Source organism: Mesorhizobium sp. CCNWLY176 (assembly GCF_037153935.1).
Classification (GTDB): Bacteria; Pseudomonadota; Alphaproteobacteria; order Rhizobiales; family Rhizobiaceae; genus Mesorhizobium_M; species Mesorhizobium_M zhangyense.
On the sequence record NZ_JBBBDZ010000018.1, the window covers coordinates 1 to 16,220 of the forward strand.

At 60.9% G+C, this 16,220-nt stretch carries 14 protein-coding genes; 9 read left to right on the plus strand and 5 right to left on the minus strand.

The window, feature by feature from the left end:
- Positions 1 to 881 precede the first annotated feature (881 nt).
- Positions 882 to 1,652 (minus strand): helix-turn-helix domain-containing protein, encoded by a 771-nt coding sequence (locus tag WBQ96_RS23840; protein WP_336554679.1) that lies wholly within the window; start codon positions 1,650 to 1,652, stop codon positions 882 to 884.
- On the opposite strand from WBQ96_RS23840, the gene WBQ96_RS23845 reads away from it, so the two are divergent.
- From WBQ96_RS23845 to WBQ96_RS23885, 9 genes are all read left to right on the plus strand, one after another.
- Positions 1,611 to 3,245, plus strand: coding sequence for a class I adenylate-forming enzyme family protein (locus WBQ96_RS23845; RefSeq protein WP_337035935.1), 1,635 nt, complete (start codon positions 1,611 to 1,613; stop codon positions 3,243 to 3,245). The genes WBQ96_RS23840 and WBQ96_RS23845 overlap by 42 nt on opposite strands.
- Positions 3,242 to 4,231 (plus strand): ABC transporter permease, encoded by a 990-nt coding sequence (locus WBQ96_RS23850; RefSeq protein WP_336554676.1) that lies wholly within the window; start codon positions 3,242 to 3,244, stop codon positions 4,229 to 4,231. The genes WBQ96_RS23845 and WBQ96_RS23850 overlap by 4 nt, the downstream gene beginning before the upstream one ends.
- 69 nt (positions 4,232 to 4,300) lie before the next feature.
- A complete protein-coding gene (locus tag WBQ96_RS23855) occupies positions 4,301 to 5,329 on the plus strand; it encodes a sugar ABC transporter substrate-binding protein (RefSeq protein WP_165120431.1) in 1,029 nt (342 codons plus the stop codon).
- Between the two features lie 69 nt (positions 5,330 to 5,398).
- On the plus strand, positions 5,399 to 7,516 hold the full coding sequence (locus WBQ96_RS23860; RefSeq protein WP_336554674.1) for an ABC transporter permease: 2,118 nt from the start codon (positions 5,399 to 5,401) through the stop codon (positions 7,514 to 7,516).
- Entirely contained in the window at positions 7,513 to 8,598 is a 1,086-nt protein-coding gene (locus WBQ96_RS23865) for a strictosidine synthase (RefSeq protein ID WP_336554672.1), read from the plus strand. The genes WBQ96_RS23860 and WBQ96_RS23865 overlap by 4 nt, the downstream gene beginning before the upstream one ends.
- The gene (locus WBQ96_RS23870) at positions 8,595 to 10,097 is read left to right on the plus strand and encodes a sugar ABC transporter ATP-binding protein (RefSeq protein WP_336554669.1); all 1,503 of its coding nucleotides are present in this window, start codon (positions 8,595 to 8,597) and stop codon (positions 10,095 to 10,097) included. The genes WBQ96_RS23865 and WBQ96_RS23870 overlap by 4 nt, the downstream gene beginning before the upstream one ends.
- A gap of 36 nt (positions 10,098 to 10,133) precedes the next feature.
- Positions 10,134 to 11,309, plus strand: coding sequence for a thiolase family protein (locus WBQ96_RS23875; protein WP_165120435.1), 1,176 nt, complete (start codon positions 10,134 to 10,136; stop codon positions 11,307 to 11,309).
- A 1-nt stretch (position 11,310) separates the two neighbouring features.
- Positions 11,311 to 11,733 (plus strand): Zn-ribbon domain-containing OB-fold protein, encoded by a 423-nt coding sequence (locus WBQ96_RS23880; RefSeq protein WP_165120436.1) that lies wholly within the window; start codon positions 11,311 to 11,313, stop codon positions 11,731 to 11,733.
- A complete protein-coding gene (locus tag WBQ96_RS23885) occupies positions 11,730 to 12,473 on the plus strand; it encodes an SDR family NAD(P)-dependent oxidoreductase (protein WP_165120437.1) in 744 nt (247 codons plus the stop codon). Before WBQ96_RS23880 ends, WBQ96_RS23885 begins: the two co-directional genes overlap by 4 nt.
- A gap of 190 nt (positions 12,474 to 12,663) precedes the next feature.
- Here the strand turns inward: WBQ96_RS23885 and WBQ96_RS23890 are convergent, their stop codons facing one another.
- Genes WBQ96_RS23890 through WBQ96_RS23905 form a run of 4 tightly spaced genes read right to left on the minus strand, consistent with a single transcriptional unit; the run spans position 12,664 to position 16,073 of the window.
- Positions 12,664 to 13,656, minus strand: a complete 993-nt coding sequence (locus WBQ96_RS23890) for a branched-chain amino acid ABC transporter permease (RefSeq protein WP_376767743.1) — start codon at positions 13,654 to 13,656, stop codon at positions 12,664 to 12,666.
- 32 nt (positions 13,657 to 13,688) lie between these two features.
- Entirely contained in the window at positions 13,689 to 14,576 is an 888-nt protein-coding gene (locus WBQ96_RS23895; RefSeq protein ID WP_336554666.1) for a branched-chain amino acid ABC transporter permease, read from the minus strand.
- A gap of 2 nt (positions 14,577 to 14,578) precedes the next feature.
- Positions 14,579 to 15,319, minus strand: coding sequence for an ABC transporter ATP-binding protein (locus tag WBQ96_RS23900; RefSeq protein ID WP_165120439.1), 741 nt, complete (start codon positions 15,317 to 15,319; stop codon positions 14,579 to 14,581).
- Positions 15,309 to 16,073: an ABC transporter ATP-binding protein gene (locus WBQ96_RS23905; RefSeq protein ID WP_336554664.1), complete on the minus strand. Its 765-nt coding sequence runs from the start codon at positions 16,071 to 16,073 to the stop codon at positions 15,309 to 15,311. The genes WBQ96_RS23900 and WBQ96_RS23905 overlap by 11 nt, the downstream gene beginning before the upstream one ends.
- Positions 16,074 to 16,220: the final 147 nt, after the last annotated feature.

A 16,220-nucleotide genomic window follows, 5' to 3' on the forward strand; every position in this document is an offset into this window, starting at 1 on the left:
GCGGGGTGGAGCAGCCCGGTAGCTCGTCAGGCTCATAACCTGAAGGTCGTAGGTTCAAATCCTACCCCCGCAACCAACTTAATCCCCCAACTTCACCACCAAACGATCCCCGTCCGGAAGCTTCGCTTCCCTGGCAATGGTAGCTCCGAGTCCCGCAGACCATATCCTCAACGGCACAGGCGCAAAGCCCAACCCAACAACAACCAAATCAAAACAGCCCGTCGGCCAAAAGCCAGCGGGCTTTGTCGTATCTGGGCCCCCGTTCGATAATTCCAACCGCACCGGTCCATCCGCCTCATCGTCCCGCGGACCATATCCTCAACGGCACAGGCTCAAAGCTCAACCCAACAACAACCATTTTCATCATAAATCACTGGCCGTCCCGATCTAACCATCGGACGGCCTTTTTGACGTTCTACTATCCCGTGCCCTGGTGTGATGCCGGCGCACCTTCCAGACCGGTAACGACCGAGCGCCGAACGGAAAACACTCAAGCAAAGGGGATGTTTGCCTCGCACACAGCGATTGGCCGCTTCGCGCCTCATCCGGGCCACAGAAAACCAGCTTCGCCACTTCCCGAAAGCAGACATCGCCGGCTGTCTGAGACGGCTATGGTTACCGCTTCGACCGGCTCCGGGTGATGCCGGCTATTAAAAGGGGACTAGAGGGCTATGGAGGAGATAAACTTGTCTTCTTCACCTGGCGCGGCGCGTCATCTTCTCGAATCTCATCGCTAAGGTAACGGCGTAGGTAGACTGTGCGCGCTGGGTTCCATCCCACGCGAACCTGCCCATCTAGTGATTGTGAATGACGAGCCGTTCACCGCGAGTCATTCTTCACTTCACGGTGGTATTGCCTACACTCGCATGCCTGGATGAAGCTTAAAGCTTCTTGTCAGGCGTAATCACGACGAATGCCTTGGCTTCCTTGCCGTCGATCGCAACACCGTTATGATCGAAAGAGGCCTCGAACTGGATGCAGTCTCCTGGCCCCAGAATGATCTCGGTTCCGGCATAGTCGAAACGAATGCGTCCTTCCAGTACGAGCAGGACCTCTTCGCCGGCGTGGCGGAAATGCGGCAGGTGGGCATCCTCGATGCAGGGCAGGGTCAGGAAGAAGATTTCGGATCGCGGATTGGCCTTGTTGAAAGAGGCTATTTCATAAACATAGCCGAGTTCGCTTCCATTGCGGTTGATCAGCCTCCGTTCGTCGGCGCGAACGATGGAAATCGGCCCCTTCTCGCCAGGCGAGATGAACACTTCCGAAAGTGGGACACCGTAGACATCAGCAAGGCGGCTCACCACGGCGATGGAGGGCTGCGAAGCTCCGGATTCGACCTTCGAAAGGTAGCCTTTCGTCACGTCGGCCTGCCGCGCGGCCGCCTCCATCGTCAGATTGGCGGTTTTGCGAAGCCGGCGCAGGGCCGCGCCCAGTTCCCCCATCCTAGCGCTTGCGTCCATTTCTTCCTCGGTCAGGCAATCACAATCTGCCACGGGTATCGCACAAATCTTGTTGACATAAAAGTTTTTATATAGGAAACAATCAGGAAACATCGGTCGTAACCTGGGAGGAGATAGGATGCGACAGTACGTGCAGCGCTCGCAGTCGGCATGGGTCGAGAATCCGCGCAGTGCGCTCGCGAAGTTCTCCATCCAGAATCCGGAGGCACTGTGACCGGTCCGTCCTTTGCCGGTCTTTCCGCCTCGGCCGCCATCCGCACGGCGGCTGCAGGCCCGACTGTCGCTTCCCTTTTTCGGGATTGTGCCCGCGCAAACGCCAATGCTCCTGCAGTCATTCAAGCCGGAAGCGCTATCAGCTACAAGGAACTCAACGGTCGGGTAAACCGTCTCGTTTCGGCTCTGAAAGCCCGTGGCGTATCGAGGGGCGATCGCGTTGCGATCGTTTCCGAGAACCGGCCGGAATATATCGAGCTCATACTGGCATGCGCCAAGATTGGAGCATTAGCGGCGTGCCAGAACTGGCGGCAGGCAGCACCGGAACTCTCTCACTGCCTGAAACTTGTCGAGCCTAAGTTGATCTTCGCATCGCCGCGGTTTGCTCCGACGGCGGAAAACCTCGGGCTGGCCGTCCCGTTGATTGTTTTCGGTAACAGCTATGAGAGCATTGTCGAAGCCGGATCGCCGGAAGAGCCTTTGCTGGCGGCAGACGCCGAGGATGGGCTTCTGATCCTCTATACGAGCGGAACCACCGGCCTTCCCAAGGGCGCCGTGATCAGTCACCGCGCAATTATTGCGAGGGCGCTGGTGATGATGGCCGATTGGTCTATTCGCCGGACCGACGGATCGATCGCCTGGTCGCCGCTCTTCCATATGGCGGCGGCTGACCCGGCTCTCGCCGCGCTGTGCCACGGCGCGCCGGTGTATGTCGTCGATGGTTTCAATGCCGAGATGATCAGCAATGCCCTGTCGGAGATTGACGTTGGCTGGTTTGTTCTCATGCCCGGCATGATCGAACGCATGATAGAGGTGCGGCGTCGTGCGCCAAATGCACCCCGGCGTGTTGCCGTGGTGGGCTGCATGGCCAATCTGGTTCCGCCGGCACAGATCGCGGAAATCTCCGGGTTGCTTGCCGCGCCGTTCCTGAACAGCTTTGGATCGACCGAAACCGGGATAGCGCCGGCAAGTGGCGACAAGATCCCCCCGGGCGTCCAGCCGGTTTCCTTTGCCAAGAAGCAAACCTCATCCTGTGAGATTCGGCTGGTCGATCATGGAGACAGGGAGGTTGCCCCCGGCGAAGTCGGGGAAATGACCCTCCGCTCCACGACACTCTTCAGCGGATACTGGAACGCACCGGAAGCAAGCGAACGCGACTTCAGAGGTGGCTGGTTTCACATGGGGGATGATTTCATACGCAGCGCCGATGGAACCCTCCAATTCATCGATCGCCGGAAATACCTGATAAAATCGGGGGGCGAAAACATCTATCCGGCCGAACTCGAGTGTGTGCTCAGGGAGTCGATACGGATACGCGAAGCTGTCGTCGTGCGGCAGCCGGACGATCGTTGGGGAGAGGTACCCGTTGCCTTCATCGTCCCCCAGGATGAGCGCCTGACCGCGGACGAGGTCCTTGCGCACCTTGAGGGTAAAATCGCTCGGTACAAGCTTCCCAAGCGCGTCGTCTTCCTGCGCGATGAGGATCTGGAACGCAACGCGACAGGCAAGATTCAGCGCCAGCCTCTGGAACACAGGCTGGTGGCCGAGATGAAGGGGGAGGCAGGCAAATGAGCCCGTCTTTCCGGCCCGCATTCGCATTCACGCAGGAGCAAATAGTCGTCGCCATTACCTTGGCTCTGCTCGTGCTGTTTTCCGTAACGCTCGACAGCTTTCTGACGGCGGGCAACATCCTGGCCCTCATCCAGAATGTTTCCATCCTGGGGATTCTCGGCGTGGCCATGGCGCTCGCCATTATTGGCCGGGGCATCGATCTGTCCATCGTGGCCAATATGGCGGTGTCGGTCGCCTGGGTGCTCCAGCTTTCCAACAATGGCGTGCCGATCGAAATCGCCATCGTCATGGGGCTGGGCCTGGCGCTGGCCATTGGGCTCGTCAACGGGTTTCTGGTCGCCTATGTTGAGATCCCAGCCATCTTCGCCACGCTTGCAATGGGCACCGTAGCCTATGGCTTTGTGCGCTCGCTGCTGCTCGAGGACAATCTGATCTATCTCAAGGGTGCGGCCGACACATGGTTCAAGTGGATCGGCAGTGGGCAGGTTGTCGGCATCCCGAATTCGGTGCTGCTGTTCGGTCTTGTCGCGGTTGTGGCTCATGTGGTCCTGCGGATCACAGTGCCGGGGCGCTTCATTTACGCTATGGGAGACAACCCCACCGCAGCGCGTTCCACGGGTATTCCGATCCGTCCGCTGATCGTGCTGCAATACGTGACCGCGGCCGCCGTCGCCTTCGTAGCCGGTGTTATCGCGGCGACTTCGGTCGACAGCGTCGAAACCCGCATTGCCCGCTCCAACCTGGTTTACGACGTCATTCTTGTCGTAGTCATCGGGGGCGTAGGCCTGTCGGGCGGCAAGGGCAGCATCCGCAACGTGATCGTAGGGACGCTTCTGATCGGCGTGCTCGTCAACGGCATGACGATCATGAACGTCGCCTACACGCTGCAGAACATCATCAAGAGTCTGATCCTGCTCACGGCGATCGTCATCGATTCGCTCATGAACCCGCGTGACGAGCAGACATCGCAGCAGGGGGATATCTGACTTTGAGAAAGACTGCGTAAAGGATCACTTGAGAGGAGGAATTCAATGTTGGACCATGGGAGGAAAGCAATGAATAGATGTATCCTGGCGGCCGCATTGACCGCAATTGTCGGTTTGTCGGGCCTGGCGGCCATAGCGCATGCCGAGCAGCCTGACGACGGGCTGGTCAATGAAAGTGCGGCGGCGATGAAGGGCAAGAAGGTCGGCTTCGTGCCGATCGCCATGGGTTTCGACCTGACGGAGGCCTGGGCAGCCGGGTTGAAGCACGATGCGGAGGCTTTCGGCTATGACCTCAGCATCCGCGACCCCAACTGGAGCGTCGACGCCGGCGCGCAGGCCTTTTCCCAGCTCATATCCGAACAGCCCGATGTCATCGTTGTGCATCCGCCGGAAATCCAGGCCTATACGCGCCTGATCCAGCAGGCGAATGCACAGGGCATTCCGGTGGTGACGATGAACCTCAAGGCCGACGCCAATGGCGACGTCTTCATCGGCGCCAACTGGTACGACATCGCCGTGAAGCAGACCGAGGCCATCGTAAAATCCTGTGGCCAGGGCAGCGGAAAGTCGGGCAAGATCGCGGTCATGCAGGGCGTGCTGACCAACCCGACGTCGCAATACGGCATCCAGGCTATCGAAGCGACGCTGAAGCAGCATCCCGAGGTGCAGATCGTTTCCAATCAGGCGGCCGACTGGGATGCCAGCAAGGCGCATGCGATCGCGGTGACGGTTCTGAAGGCCAATCCGGATCTTTGCGGCTTCATCGGCATGTGGGACAACATGGACGTCGGTATTGCGGCCGCGATCAAGGAGGCGGGCAAGACCGGCGAGGTTGCGCTGGTCAGCTCGGGCGGTGGAAATCAGGCATCTGCCTGCGACAATGTCGCGAACGGCAACTTCAGCACCTACATCAGCTATGACGCGAAAGGCCAGGCGCGCGACCTGATGATGGCTGTACGCTCCGTTCTTCAGAGTAAGCCGGCAGAACCGGGCACCAAGTCTATCGCGCTCTACACGCCTCTCAAGACCATTACCAAGGAAAGCAACTATCCGGGCGCCTGCTGGAATCTTGACGACGTCAAGAAGTACGGCCCCTGACAGCTGCGAACCGGTGCCTGGCCTGAACGGGCGCCGGCTGCCTCCTGCAATCCCGTGATGGATGACGTAATGCGCGAAACGCTCACACGACTGCGCTACAGGCTCGTGCCGGACCATGTTCTTGGCGAGATTCTCGCCAAGAACTGGATCGACAACGCGATCCCGTTCGTCATCCTGTTGCTTACGCTTTCGATTTTCGGGGCATTGATTCCGGGTCTGGTGACCCTTGGCGGCCTTGGGGGAATGTCGGCACAATTCGGCGAGTTGTTGCTCGTTGTCCTCGCCATGACCATCGTGATGCTCGGCGGCGGCATCGACCTGAGCGTCGGTTCGGTCTTCGCGCTATCCAACTTCGTCACCCTTGCGCTCTTCAATATGCTGGGCTGGCCTATTCCACTGGCAATCCTTGCCGCGCTCGCCTGCGGCGCGGCGGTGGGACTGGTCAACGGATTTCTGGTCGGCTACCTGCGGCTGCGTGCTTTCCTGACGACCCTGGTAACGCTCATCATTGTCCGCGCGGTCGTCGACATGCTTATCCTCGCCTATGCAGTGAAGGTGGCGCGGCCCAGTACACGATCCGCGATCTGGGATTTCATAAGCTTCGACCGGGTATTCGGCATGCCCGTTTCCCTGATCTTTGCACTGCTGCTTGCATTCGCCGGTCATATCTTCCTGACGCGGCTTCGGCCCGGCTGGTACATTCTTGCCGTCGGCGGCTCGCGACGCTCGGCCTACAACGCCGGACTGCCGGTGCGCCGGACCGTGGCGATGACCTATGTCGTCTCCGGCATACTGGCCGCTGCTGCCGGTGTTTTTTATGCCTCGCGCCTCAACGCTGCCGGATCGGATACCGGCGTCGGCATGGAGGTGTTGGCGCTGACGGCAGCGGTTGTCGGCGGCAACAGCCTTGGCGGCGGCCGTGGGTCCGTCTTCAAGGCCTTGCTCGGCACAGTGATCGTCCTGATCGTCTCGAACAGCCTTATCCGTCTCAGCCTCCCGACCGGTGGCAGTTCGCTCGTGCTTGGCCTGGTGCTGCTTGCTGCGGTTGCCATCGACGTCAAATGGCTCAAGAACCGCGCAAAGGTTCTGTCGCGGGTCTATGTCTCGCCGACCTACATGAAACTGGGGCGCTCGCCCGATACCGCCGAGCATTCTGGCTCGCCTTACGCCGTCAACGATCGGTTGAAGAATGTCGAGCTTATCGGCCTCGGTGAAATCGACGGGCCGGAAGATCCGATCCTCGACGCGCAGGGCAACCTCTACAGTGGCACGCGCCAGGGCGACATCGTCCGCTTCCTCGCCCCGGACTACACACGCAAGGAAGTCTTTGTCCACACCGGCGGGCATCCGCTCGGCATGGCCTTCGACCGCGACGGCAATCTTGTGACCTGCGTTGCCGGAATGGGCGTCTACCGGATCGGACCCGACCGGAAGGCCGTCAAGCTTTCCGACCAGACCAACCGTAGCTGGTTCTCGGTCATCGACGATTCACGCATGCGGCTTGCCGACGATCTGGACATCGCGCCGGACGGACGGATTTTCTTCAGCGAGGCGACGATACGCTTCGATATGTCCGAATGGATGGTCGATGCGCTCGAGGCGCGCGGAAACGGGCGCATCATCTGCTTTGATCCGCGCAACGGGTCGACCCGCACCGTCATTTCAAACCTGCGTTTTCCGAACGGCATCTGCATGGCGCGGGACGGTCAGTCCTTTTTCTTCGCCGAGACCTGGGGTTGCAGCATCTCGCGTTACTGGTTCGACGGGCCGAAGCGCGGCAAGCGGGAGGTCGTGATCCCTGATCTGCCCGGCTATCCCGACAATATCAACCGCGCCTCGGACGGCGGTTACTGGCTGGCCCTCGTGGGTATGCGCACGCCGGCCTTCGACATGGCCCTGCGCAAGCCGGGGTTCCGCAAGCGCATGGTGGAGCGCATCGCGCCGGATGAGTGGCTCTTCCCCAACATGAATTATGGCTGCGTGGTCAAGTTCGATGAAAGCGGCCGCATCACGGATTGCCTGTGGGATCGCAGCGGCGCCAATCATCCGATGATCACCTCCATGCGGGAGGATCGCGGCTGGCTCTATCTGGGCGGTGTCTCCAACAACCGCATCGGACGCTACCGGATACCCGGGGCCGACCCGGAATGGACTGCCGCCGCATCTTATCGCGGAGAGAAGCCATGATCGCAGCACTTTCCCGCTGGGTTGATCGTGTTCGCGGTTCGGGCGCCTTTGCGGTGACGACACCGCCTATGGACGGAGCGTTGCAGCCGAACCAGGCGATCGAGAGCGCGGAGCTGGTGCGCGACCTGACCGCCCCGGACAATCTGGTGCGGCTCAGCGACGATGTGCTGGTTTCCTCCGATGCAGACGTTGTTCGACTCGATGGCCGGGGCAGACCCCTGCACAGCTTCGATGCGAATGTCAGTGCACTCGCGACCGCACTGGACGGGTCGTTGGCCGCAGGGCTGGAAAACGGTCGCATTCTGCTCAAAGGCGGCAGGTATGACGGATTTTCGCTGGATGCTCTCGGTTCGCATCCTCTCGTTTGCCCCACGGCGCTTGCCTTCGAAAATCCCGATACGCTGATCGTCTGCCTCGGCTCCCGCCGTAACGGGCCGCATTCGTGGAAGCGCGATCTCATGCAGCGCGGATCGAGCGGGTCTGTCTGGAGGGTGCCGCTGGGCGGTTCGCCGGTGTGCCTGGCCGAAGGCCTCGCCTATCCAAACGGCATCTTGCTTTCGGAAAACGGACGCCTGATCGTATCGGAAAGCTGGCGCAGCCGTCTCCTGTCCATCGAGCCGTCGGGCAGGATTGAAGCCGTGCTGAGCGACATTCCAGGCTATCCGGCTCGCCTGATGCCGCGCACCGGCGGCGGTTCCTGGCTGACTGTCTTTGCGCCGCGCAGCCAACTCGTCGAGTTCGTGCTCATCGAACGGGATTTTTGCGAAGAGATGATGCGCGATGTGCCTGAGGAATTCTGGATCGCTCCGTCGCTCACCGCCCCGCAATCCTTCCTCGAGCCGCTTCAGGGCGGCTCGTTGAAACAACTCGGCATGCTGAAACCTTGGGCGCCGACGCGTTCGTTTGGGCTGGTGCTTGCCCTTGACGAGCAGTTTCGGCCGATGGCGAGCTGGCACAGTCGCGCCGATGGCACGCGGCACGGCATCACGTCCTGCATGGAGGACGGCGCCGGGCTGTTGATCGCTTCCAAAGGCGGCAATGCGGTTTTACGGCTGTTTCCGGATGACGGGGGGCGTTCATGAGCGATGCTCCTGCCCTGATAGAGATGCGCGGGGTCACCAAGCGCTATGGCGGCATCCCTGCCATCGAAAACGTCGATTTCACGCTTCGTAAGGGTGAGATCCATGCCTTGCTGGGTGAGAACGGTGCCGGGAAGTCGACGCTTACGAAATTGATGGCTGGCGTCGTCGCGCCCACGGCCGGTGAAATCCTACTCGACGGGAAACCGGTTTCCTTTGGTTCGCCGGCCGAGGCCATGCGGGACGGCATCAACATGGTCTATCAGGAGAACAGCCTGGTTCCTTCCATGACCGTGGCCCAGAACATCTTCCTGGGTGACGAGAGCTTCTTCAACAAGCTTCGACCGCTTTATATTGCCGCACAGCAGTTTCTTCAGTCGCTGAATTTCAATGTCGACCCATGGGCCAGCGTTGCAGGACTTGGCGTGGCCAAGAAGCAAATGGTCGAGATTGCGAGAGCAGTGCGCCAGAACGCGCGCGTCATCGTCTTCGACGAGCCGACCGCTTCGCTGACGCCGGAGGAGAAGCACCACTTCTTCGCCTTGATCCGCCGCTTGAAGGCCGACGGTGTTTCGATCGTCTTCATCAGCCACGCGCTGGAAGAGGCTTTGGAAATTTCCGACCGCATCACCATCCTGCGCGACGGAAAATTGGTGATGAGCGATGACCGTTCGAAATTCGACCGCGAGCGGATCGTCACCGCTATGGTCGGCCGCGCGCTATCGCGTGACCTTTACGGCGAAGGAACCAAGGCCTACCGGAAGGCCGGCGAGAAGGTGCTGAGCGTGCAGAACCTGTCCATGGGCAAGGTGGTGCGCAACACCTCCTTCACCGTCTACGCAGGTCAGGTCACCGGCATGTTCGGGCTCATCGGGTCAGGCCGAACCGAAACGGCCAAGATCATCGCCGGCATCGCCAAGCGAAACTTCCTGCACGGCGGCGAAACCAGGCTTGGAGAGCGGTCTGTGCGCTATCGCGTACCAGGGCAGGCCGTTCGGGACGGTATCGTCTACGTCACCGAGGATCGAAAGGTCGAAGGTTTCTTCGACACCATGTCGATCGCCGAGAACATCGGCATTGGCCACATCGCCGCCGGTTTCAACAAGGGGCTGGTGGTCAGGACCTCGGAGATCGCAGCGATTGCCCGCACCTGGAGCGAAAAGCTGGCGGTGCGCTCGATAAACGCCGATGCTCGCGTCATCGAGCTTTCCGGCGGTAATCAGCAGAAGGTCGTGATCGCCAAATCCCTGGTGCAGAAACCACGGATCATCATTTTCGACGAGCCGACGCGAGGCGTGGATGTCGGCGCGATCGCCGAGATCCACCAGCTTATCGAACGACTCGCTGACGACGGTCTCGCCGTTATCGTCATCTCGTCCTACCTGCCGGAAATCCTCGGCATCTCCGACCGCATTCTGGTTTGCCAGAAGGGGCGCGTGGTTGAGGAATTCCGAACCGAGGACGCCACCGAAGCAAAGATCATGTACGCCGCCGTGCACTGAGCGGCGACGCCGAAAAACCATGGAGAGTGCAGTCTGATGCAGAAAGTAAGAGCAGCGGCGGTCGGGATAGGCGAGGTGCCTTCTGGCAGGTTCCCGGAACGAAGCGAGATTGAAGCGGCTATTCTCGCTTGCCGGGATGCCATTCTCGATGCCGGCATGGCGCCGACGGATATCGATGTGGTCATGCCGGTCGGTGCGCTGGCGTCGCGCCACTTCAATGTCGATCTCGTTTTCTCACGGCTCTGCGAAGAACTCGGTATGCTCCGTTCGGCGAAGATGAACGTGCAGGTGATGTCAGGCGGCGCAACCAGCTCCAGCATGCTTGCCATCGCCGAAGGTCTTATCGCCGGCGGCCTTGCGCGCAATGTTCTCTGCATCCATTCCGATGCGGTCGGATCGCTGCCCAAGCAGGCGGGCATCGATCTCTTTTCCACCACGGGGGTTTCCGAAGAGTGGGAAGCGCCCTACGGGCACAACATGAACGCGGTCGGTGCGCTCGCCGCCAACCGCTACATGCACGAAACCGGCACCACCGAGGAGGAACTGGCTTCCGTCTGCGTCGCGCTGCGTCAATGGGCGCAACTCAATCCGCACGCCATGTTCCGCACGCCGCTGACCATAGAGGAGGTGCTGGCGTCGAAAATGGTCGCGACGCCGCTGCGCGCCAAGCACTGCAATATGCTGGCCGACGGCGCTGCGGCCTTCATCGTGGCGCGCGCGGAAGATGCGCCGCACATCACCAAGACGCCGGTCTATGTCCGTGGGCATGGGTCGCTGGTCACGCACTACACCGTCTCACAGGACACCAACCTCGCCCGACTCGGGTTCGAGGAGGCGGGCGCGGAGGCCTACGCCAAGGCCGGCATCGGCCCGGAACACATGCAACTGGCGCAGATCTACGATGCTTATCCGGTCTGGCCGCTCATCACGCTCGATGGGTTGAAGCTGTGTCGCGGCGAGCGGGCAGGGGCCTTCGTGGCGGCAGGCGAGACTTCGCCGGGAGGCTCGCTGCCGATGACGACCAATGGCGGCATGCTTTCGCAGGGTCATACGGCGGTGGGCGGCGGTATTGCCGTTCTGGTCGAAGCTTTCCGTCAACTGATGGGCAAGGCCGGAGAGCGCCAGGTCGCCAATCTCGTGAACGCAGTCGAGACTGCTTCCGGCGGCACGTGGATGGATTCCCACGTCACCATTCTTTCGAAGGAATACTAGAATGACCAACTCATCCCGACCGCTTCCGCAGCCGAGCCGCTGGTCCGCAGGTTACTGGGAAGCCGCAGCCGAGCGCCGCTTCGTCGTGCAGGAATGCCGCTCCTGCGACCGTCCGATCATGTATCCCAAGCGCGTATGCCCGCACTGCCTCGGCGATGACCTCGGCTGGCGCGCGTCGCCCGGCAAGGGTGAAATCTATGCGGTGACGGCCCAGCTGGCTGGCCCGCCCACGGGTTTTGCCGATCGCCTGCCTTATGTCGTGGCGATCATCCGTCTCGACGAAGGCGTCCAGCTCATGAGCAATATTGTCGGTGACGGTGCATTGGAAGCCAGGATCGGCGACCGGGTGAGCGTCGGCTTTGAGGATGCCGGGGGAACGGTGCTTCCCGTGTTCCGGCTGGACGAGAGCGAGGTGGCGCGATGAGCGCCGCGAAACCGGTCGCTGTCATTACGGGTGGGGCGCAAGGCATAGGGGCGACCACGGCACGCACCCTTTCCGAACGTGGCTGGACTGTCCATTCACTCGACCGCAAACCCAATCCGGATGCCGCCATCGTCAGCCACATCTGCGATGTGACGTCGGAGGCGGAGCTGATGGCGTGCGCGGCAGCGATCGGGGCGCTGGACGCGCTTATTCCCTGCGCCGGCGTCAATCTGCGGCCGGACGACAGCCGCGCCGAGCAGCTTACGCTCGATGCCTGGAATCGCACTTTGGCGGTCAATCTGACGGGCGTCATGCTGACCGTCCGCGCTTTCCGTCCGTTGATGAATAACGATGGCGCAATCGTGCTTCTGTCGAGCGTGGCCGCTCTGCGCGCGATGCCTCTGGCGGATGCCTACACCGCCTCGAAAGGAGCGATCGTCGCGCTCACGCGGTCATGGTCGGTCGACTACGGCCGGTTCGGCATCCGTGTGAACTGCGTGTGTCCCGGCCCGACGGCCACCGAGATGATGTCCGGCGTGATAGATGCTTTTGCCAGCAATCAGCAGCTTCAGCTTCCCCAACAGCGCATGGCACGCCCCGAAGAAGTGGCGAGTCTCATCGCCTTCCTGGCTTCACCCGAATCTTCCTACGTCTCGGGCGCGATAATACCGGTCGATGGCGGTGCGGTTGCGCACAGTGCCGGCATGCCGTTCCCGAAGCGAAAGGCGAGCGCAGCATAGAATTTGGGTTCGGGGCGCGGCCCATCCGAAACTCCGGTCGCCTCTCTGCTCGCAGGAGGCGGCCATTTCCAGTGCTGTGTTGCCGATTTCTTCAACCGTCGGGAAAGGGGCTACACTCGAACGCAATCGCCCTAGCGGCTGCGATGCCTGAGAACAGTCAGAGACCGGCAGCAGCTTGGTTCCAGTATCTTCACAGTGGCTTTCGGATCAGTTTTGCCAGCGCGCCGATGATGCCGTCGCGAAACGTCAGGACGCAGACGACGAAGATAGCGCCCTGCACGACCGTGACCCATCCTCCAAGCCCGGCGAGGTAGTTCTGCATCGCAACGATGACGAACGAGCCGACGATCGGCCCGAATATGGTGCCCACGCCTCCGACCAGGGTCATCAGCACTGCCTCCCCGGACATCGACCAATGGACGTCCGTGAGCGTCGCAAGCTGGAACACGATCGCCTTGACCGCGCCGGCGAGGCCGGCGAGGGCTGCCGAAAGAACGAAGATCGTGAGCTTGTACCGGTTGACGCTATAGCCGAGCGAGATCGCTCTGGGCTCGTTGTCGCGGATGGCCTTGCAGACTTCTCCAAACGGCGAATGAACAATGCGATAGACGCCGAGGAGGCTGGCCATGAAGATCGCAGCGACGACCCAGTAGAGATTGCGATCGCTCGCGAGATCGATGATGCCGAGGAGAAAGCCGCGCGAAAAGCCCTGGATGCCGTCCTCGCCGCCGGTGAATTCCGGCGTCTGGAGCGAGAAGAAGTAGACCATCTGCGCCAGCGCCAGCGTGATCATGGCGAAATATATGCCCTGCCGCCGGATGGCCAGCGCACCGAAAGCCGCGCCGAGCAGAGTTGCGACGGCAACGCCGGAGAGGATCGCGAGTTCGGGCGGCAATTTCCAGCTCGCCGCGCCATAGGCGGAGACATAGCTCGCCATGCCGAAATACGCGGCATGGCCGAAGGAAAGCAGGCCGCCATAGCCAAGCAGCAGATTGAAGGCGAGGGCGAACAGTGCGAAGCACAGGCACTTCATGATGAACACCGGATAGACGAAGAAGGGCGCCGCCAGCAGTGCCAGAGCGATGGCGATCATGATCATCACATGCAGGCGCTTCGTGCCGCTGTTTTCCGCCGGGACTGTCATGCCGGTCTCGTCCAGCGCCAGCGAGTGCCCATCAGCCATCGTCATTCCTCCTGAGCAGTTTTGCTTGTCCATCATGCCGGGCGGCCGAAGATGCCGGCCGGCTTGACCAGCAGCACGAGCACCATGATGATGAAGATCACGGTGGCCGATGCTTCGGGGTAGAAGACCTTGGTCAGGCCCTCGACCAGGCCGAGCATGAAGCCGGTAATGATCGCCCCCATGATGGAGCCCATCCCGCCGATCACGACGACGGCGAACACCACGATGATGAGGTCGGCGCCCATATTCGGGTTTACCGAATAGATCGGCGCAGCGAAGACGCCGGCCAGCGCCGCCAGCGCCGCACCAAAGCCGTAGGTTAGCGTGATCAGCAGCGGCACGTTGATGCCGAAGGTTTGGGTCAGGGCCGGATTTTCGGTCGCCGCGCGAAGATACGAGCCTAGCCTGGTCTTCTCGATCACGAACCATGTGAGTAGACAAACCGAAATCGATGCCACGATCACCCAGGCGCGGTAGTTGGGGAGGAACATGAAGCCGAGATTCGTGCCGCCCTTGAGTGCCTCGGGAATGTCATATGCCATTCCCGAGGAGCCATAGGTGTTGCGGAACAGGCCCTGGACGATCAGCGCCACGCCGAAGGTCAGCAGAAGCCCGTAGAGATGATCCAGATGGGCAAGCCGTGCGATCAGGAACCGCTCGACGAGCATTCCGAACATGCCGACCGTCAGCGGTGCGATCACCAGCGCGGCCCAGTAGTTGATGCCGAGATAGTTCAGCAGCATCCAGGCGACGAAAGCACCCGTCATGTACTGGGCCCCATGCGCGAAGTTGATGATGTTGAGCAACCCGAAAATCACCGCCAGGCCGAGACTGAGCATTGCATAGAATGAACCGTTGATAAGCCCCAGCACGATCTGGCCGAGCAGCACCTGCGAGGGGATTCCGAAAATGTCGATCATCGCTACACTCCCAGATAGGCTTGAAGCTTCGGGATGTTCGCCTCGACATGCGTGTTTGAGATCATGTCTATGACCTTGCCTTGCTCGATGACGTAGTGCCGGTCGGCGACCGTCGCGGCGAAATGGAAATTCTGTTCGACAAGAACGATGGTGAAGCCCTGCTGCTTGAGGCGGGTTATGATGCGCCCGATCTGTTCGATGATGACCGGGGCCAGGCCCTCTGTCGGTTCGTCGAGAAGGAGAAGATCAGCCCCGGTACGCAGGATACGTCCGATCGCAAGCATCTGCTGCTCGCCGCCGGACAGCTTCGTGCCCTGGCTCGTCAGCCGTTCGCGGATGTTCGGGAACAGGTCGAGCACCTGCTCGCGCGACAGGCCGCCAGCCTTCAAACGCGGCGGCAGCATGAGGTTTTCGTCCACCGTGAGGCTGGCGTAGATGCCGCGCTCTTCCGGCACATAGCCGATGCCGATGCGCGCAATGAGACGCGATGGCAGTCCGATAGTCTCGTAGCCGTTTACGAGCACCGAGCCTTTCCGCTTCGCCATGACGCCCATGATCGACTTGAGGATCGTGGTCTTGCCCGCTCCGTTGCGCCCAAGCAGCGTGACGACCTCTCCGCGCGCGACATCAAGATCGACGCCGTGAAGTACATGGCTTTCACCGTACCATGCCTGCAGCCCGCGCACCTTGAGAGGGCGCTCCGTCTCCACGGCATTTGCCGAAGCGGTCTCGTCAATGGCCATGCGACCCTCCAGTGCCGATATAGGCCTCGACTACGAGCGGATTGCCGGAAACAGTGGCGTAGTCGCCCTCGGCCAGAACCTTGCCGCGCGCCAGAACCGTGATGCGGTCGCAGAGCGATGAGACGACGGAAAGATTGTGCTCGACCATCAGTATGGTGCGCCCCGCCGAAACCGTTCGGATCAGCGAGGCTATGCGCTCCACGTCCTCCCTGCCCATGCCGGCCATGGGTTCGTCGAGCAGCATCATTTCGGGATCGAGCGCGAGCGTGGTGGCGATCTCCAATGCCCGCTTGCGGCCATAGGATAATTCGCCCGCTAGGATATGCCGGAAGGATGATAGGCCGACAGCTTCGAGCAGTTGCTCGACTTGCCCATCCAGCTTCCTCAGCACAGAACTGGACCGCCAGAAATCGAATGAATCCCCACCCTTGCGCTGCAGCGCGATACGCACATTGTTCTGGACGGTAAGCTTGGTAAACACGGCGGAGATCTGGAAGGAGCGCACCAGCCCCTTGCGTGCGATCTCAGAGGCGTTGTCTCGCGTGATATCCTTGCCATTGAAGAGAATGGTGCCGCTTGTCGGGATCAGAAACTTCGTCAGCAGGTTGAAGCAAGTCGTCTTGCCGGCGCCGTTCGGTCCGATAAGGGCATGAATGCTGCCGCGACGAACCTGAAGGTCCACGCCGCCAACGGCCGTGAAACCGCCGAACTGCTTGGTCAGACCCGACGCCAACAGTACTATGTCTGGCTTCATTGACTTGCTGGCCTTCCGAAAGAGCGCTGTGCGCGAGCGGCTTCTTATATTTGTCTGTTTTGTTATCAGGATTCGCGCCGGTATCTGCGGCAGCCATCCGTGCATACATCGAGGATAGGGACCTCATGCCGGGGACGACGTCCTCCT

Bases quoted from the DNA above. Each gene is read 5' to 3' on its own strand.
- WBQ96_RS23845 (WP_337035935.1), top strand. From the start codon at position 1,611: ATGGGTCGAGAATCCGCGCAGTGCGCTCGCGAAGTTCTCCATCCAGAA.
- WBQ96_RS23840 (WP_336554679.1), bottom strand. From the start codon at position 1,652: ATGGAGAACTTCGCGAGCGCACTGCGCGGATTCTCGACCCATGCCGAC.
- WBQ96_RS23850 (WP_336554676.1), top strand. From the start codon at position 3,242: ATGAGCCCGTCTTTCCGGCCCGCATTCGCATTCACGCAGGAGCAAATA.
- WBQ96_RS23855 (WP_165120431.1), top strand. From the start codon at position 4,301: ATGAATAGATGTATCCTGGCGGCCGCATTGACCGCAATTGTCGGTTTG.
- WBQ96_RS23860 (WP_336554674.1), top strand. From the start codon at position 5,399: ATGCGCGAAACGCTCACACGACTGCGCTACAGGCTCGTGCCGGACCAT.
- WBQ96_RS23865 (WP_336554672.1), top strand. From the start codon at position 7,513: ATGATCGCAGCACTTTCCCGCTGGGTTGATCGTGTTCGCGGTTCGGGC.
- WBQ96_RS23870 (WP_336554669.1), top strand. From the start codon at position 8,595: ATGAGCGATGCTCCTGCCCTGATAGAGATGCGCGGGGTCACCAAGCGC.
- WBQ96_RS23875 (WP_165120435.1), top strand. From the start codon at position 10,134: ATGCAGAAAGTAAGAGCAGCGGCGGTCGGGATAGGCGAGGTGCCTTCT.
- WBQ96_RS23880 (WP_165120436.1), top strand. From the start codon at position 11,311: ATGACCAACTCATCCCGACCGCTTCCGCAGCCGAGCCGCTGGTCCGCA.
- WBQ96_RS23885 (WP_165120437.1), top strand. From the start codon at position 11,730: ATGAGCGCCGCGAAACCGGTCGCTGTCATTACGGGTGGGGCGCAAGGC.
- WBQ96_RS23890 (WP_376767743.1), bottom strand. From the start codon at position 13,656: ATGGCTGATGGGCACTCGCTGGCGCTGGACGAGACCGGCATGACAGTC.
- WBQ96_RS23895 (WP_336554666.1), bottom strand. From the start codon at position 14,576: ATGATCGACATTTTCGGAATCCCCTCGCAGGTGCTGCTCGGCCAGATC.
- WBQ96_RS23900 (WP_165120439.1), bottom strand. From the start codon at position 15,319: ATGGCCATTGACGAGACCGCTTCGGCAAATGCCGTGGAGACGGAGCGC.
- WBQ96_RS23905 (WP_336554664.1), bottom strand. From the start codon at position 16,073: ATGAAGCCAGACATAGTACTGTTGGCGTCGGGTCTGACCAAGCAGTTC.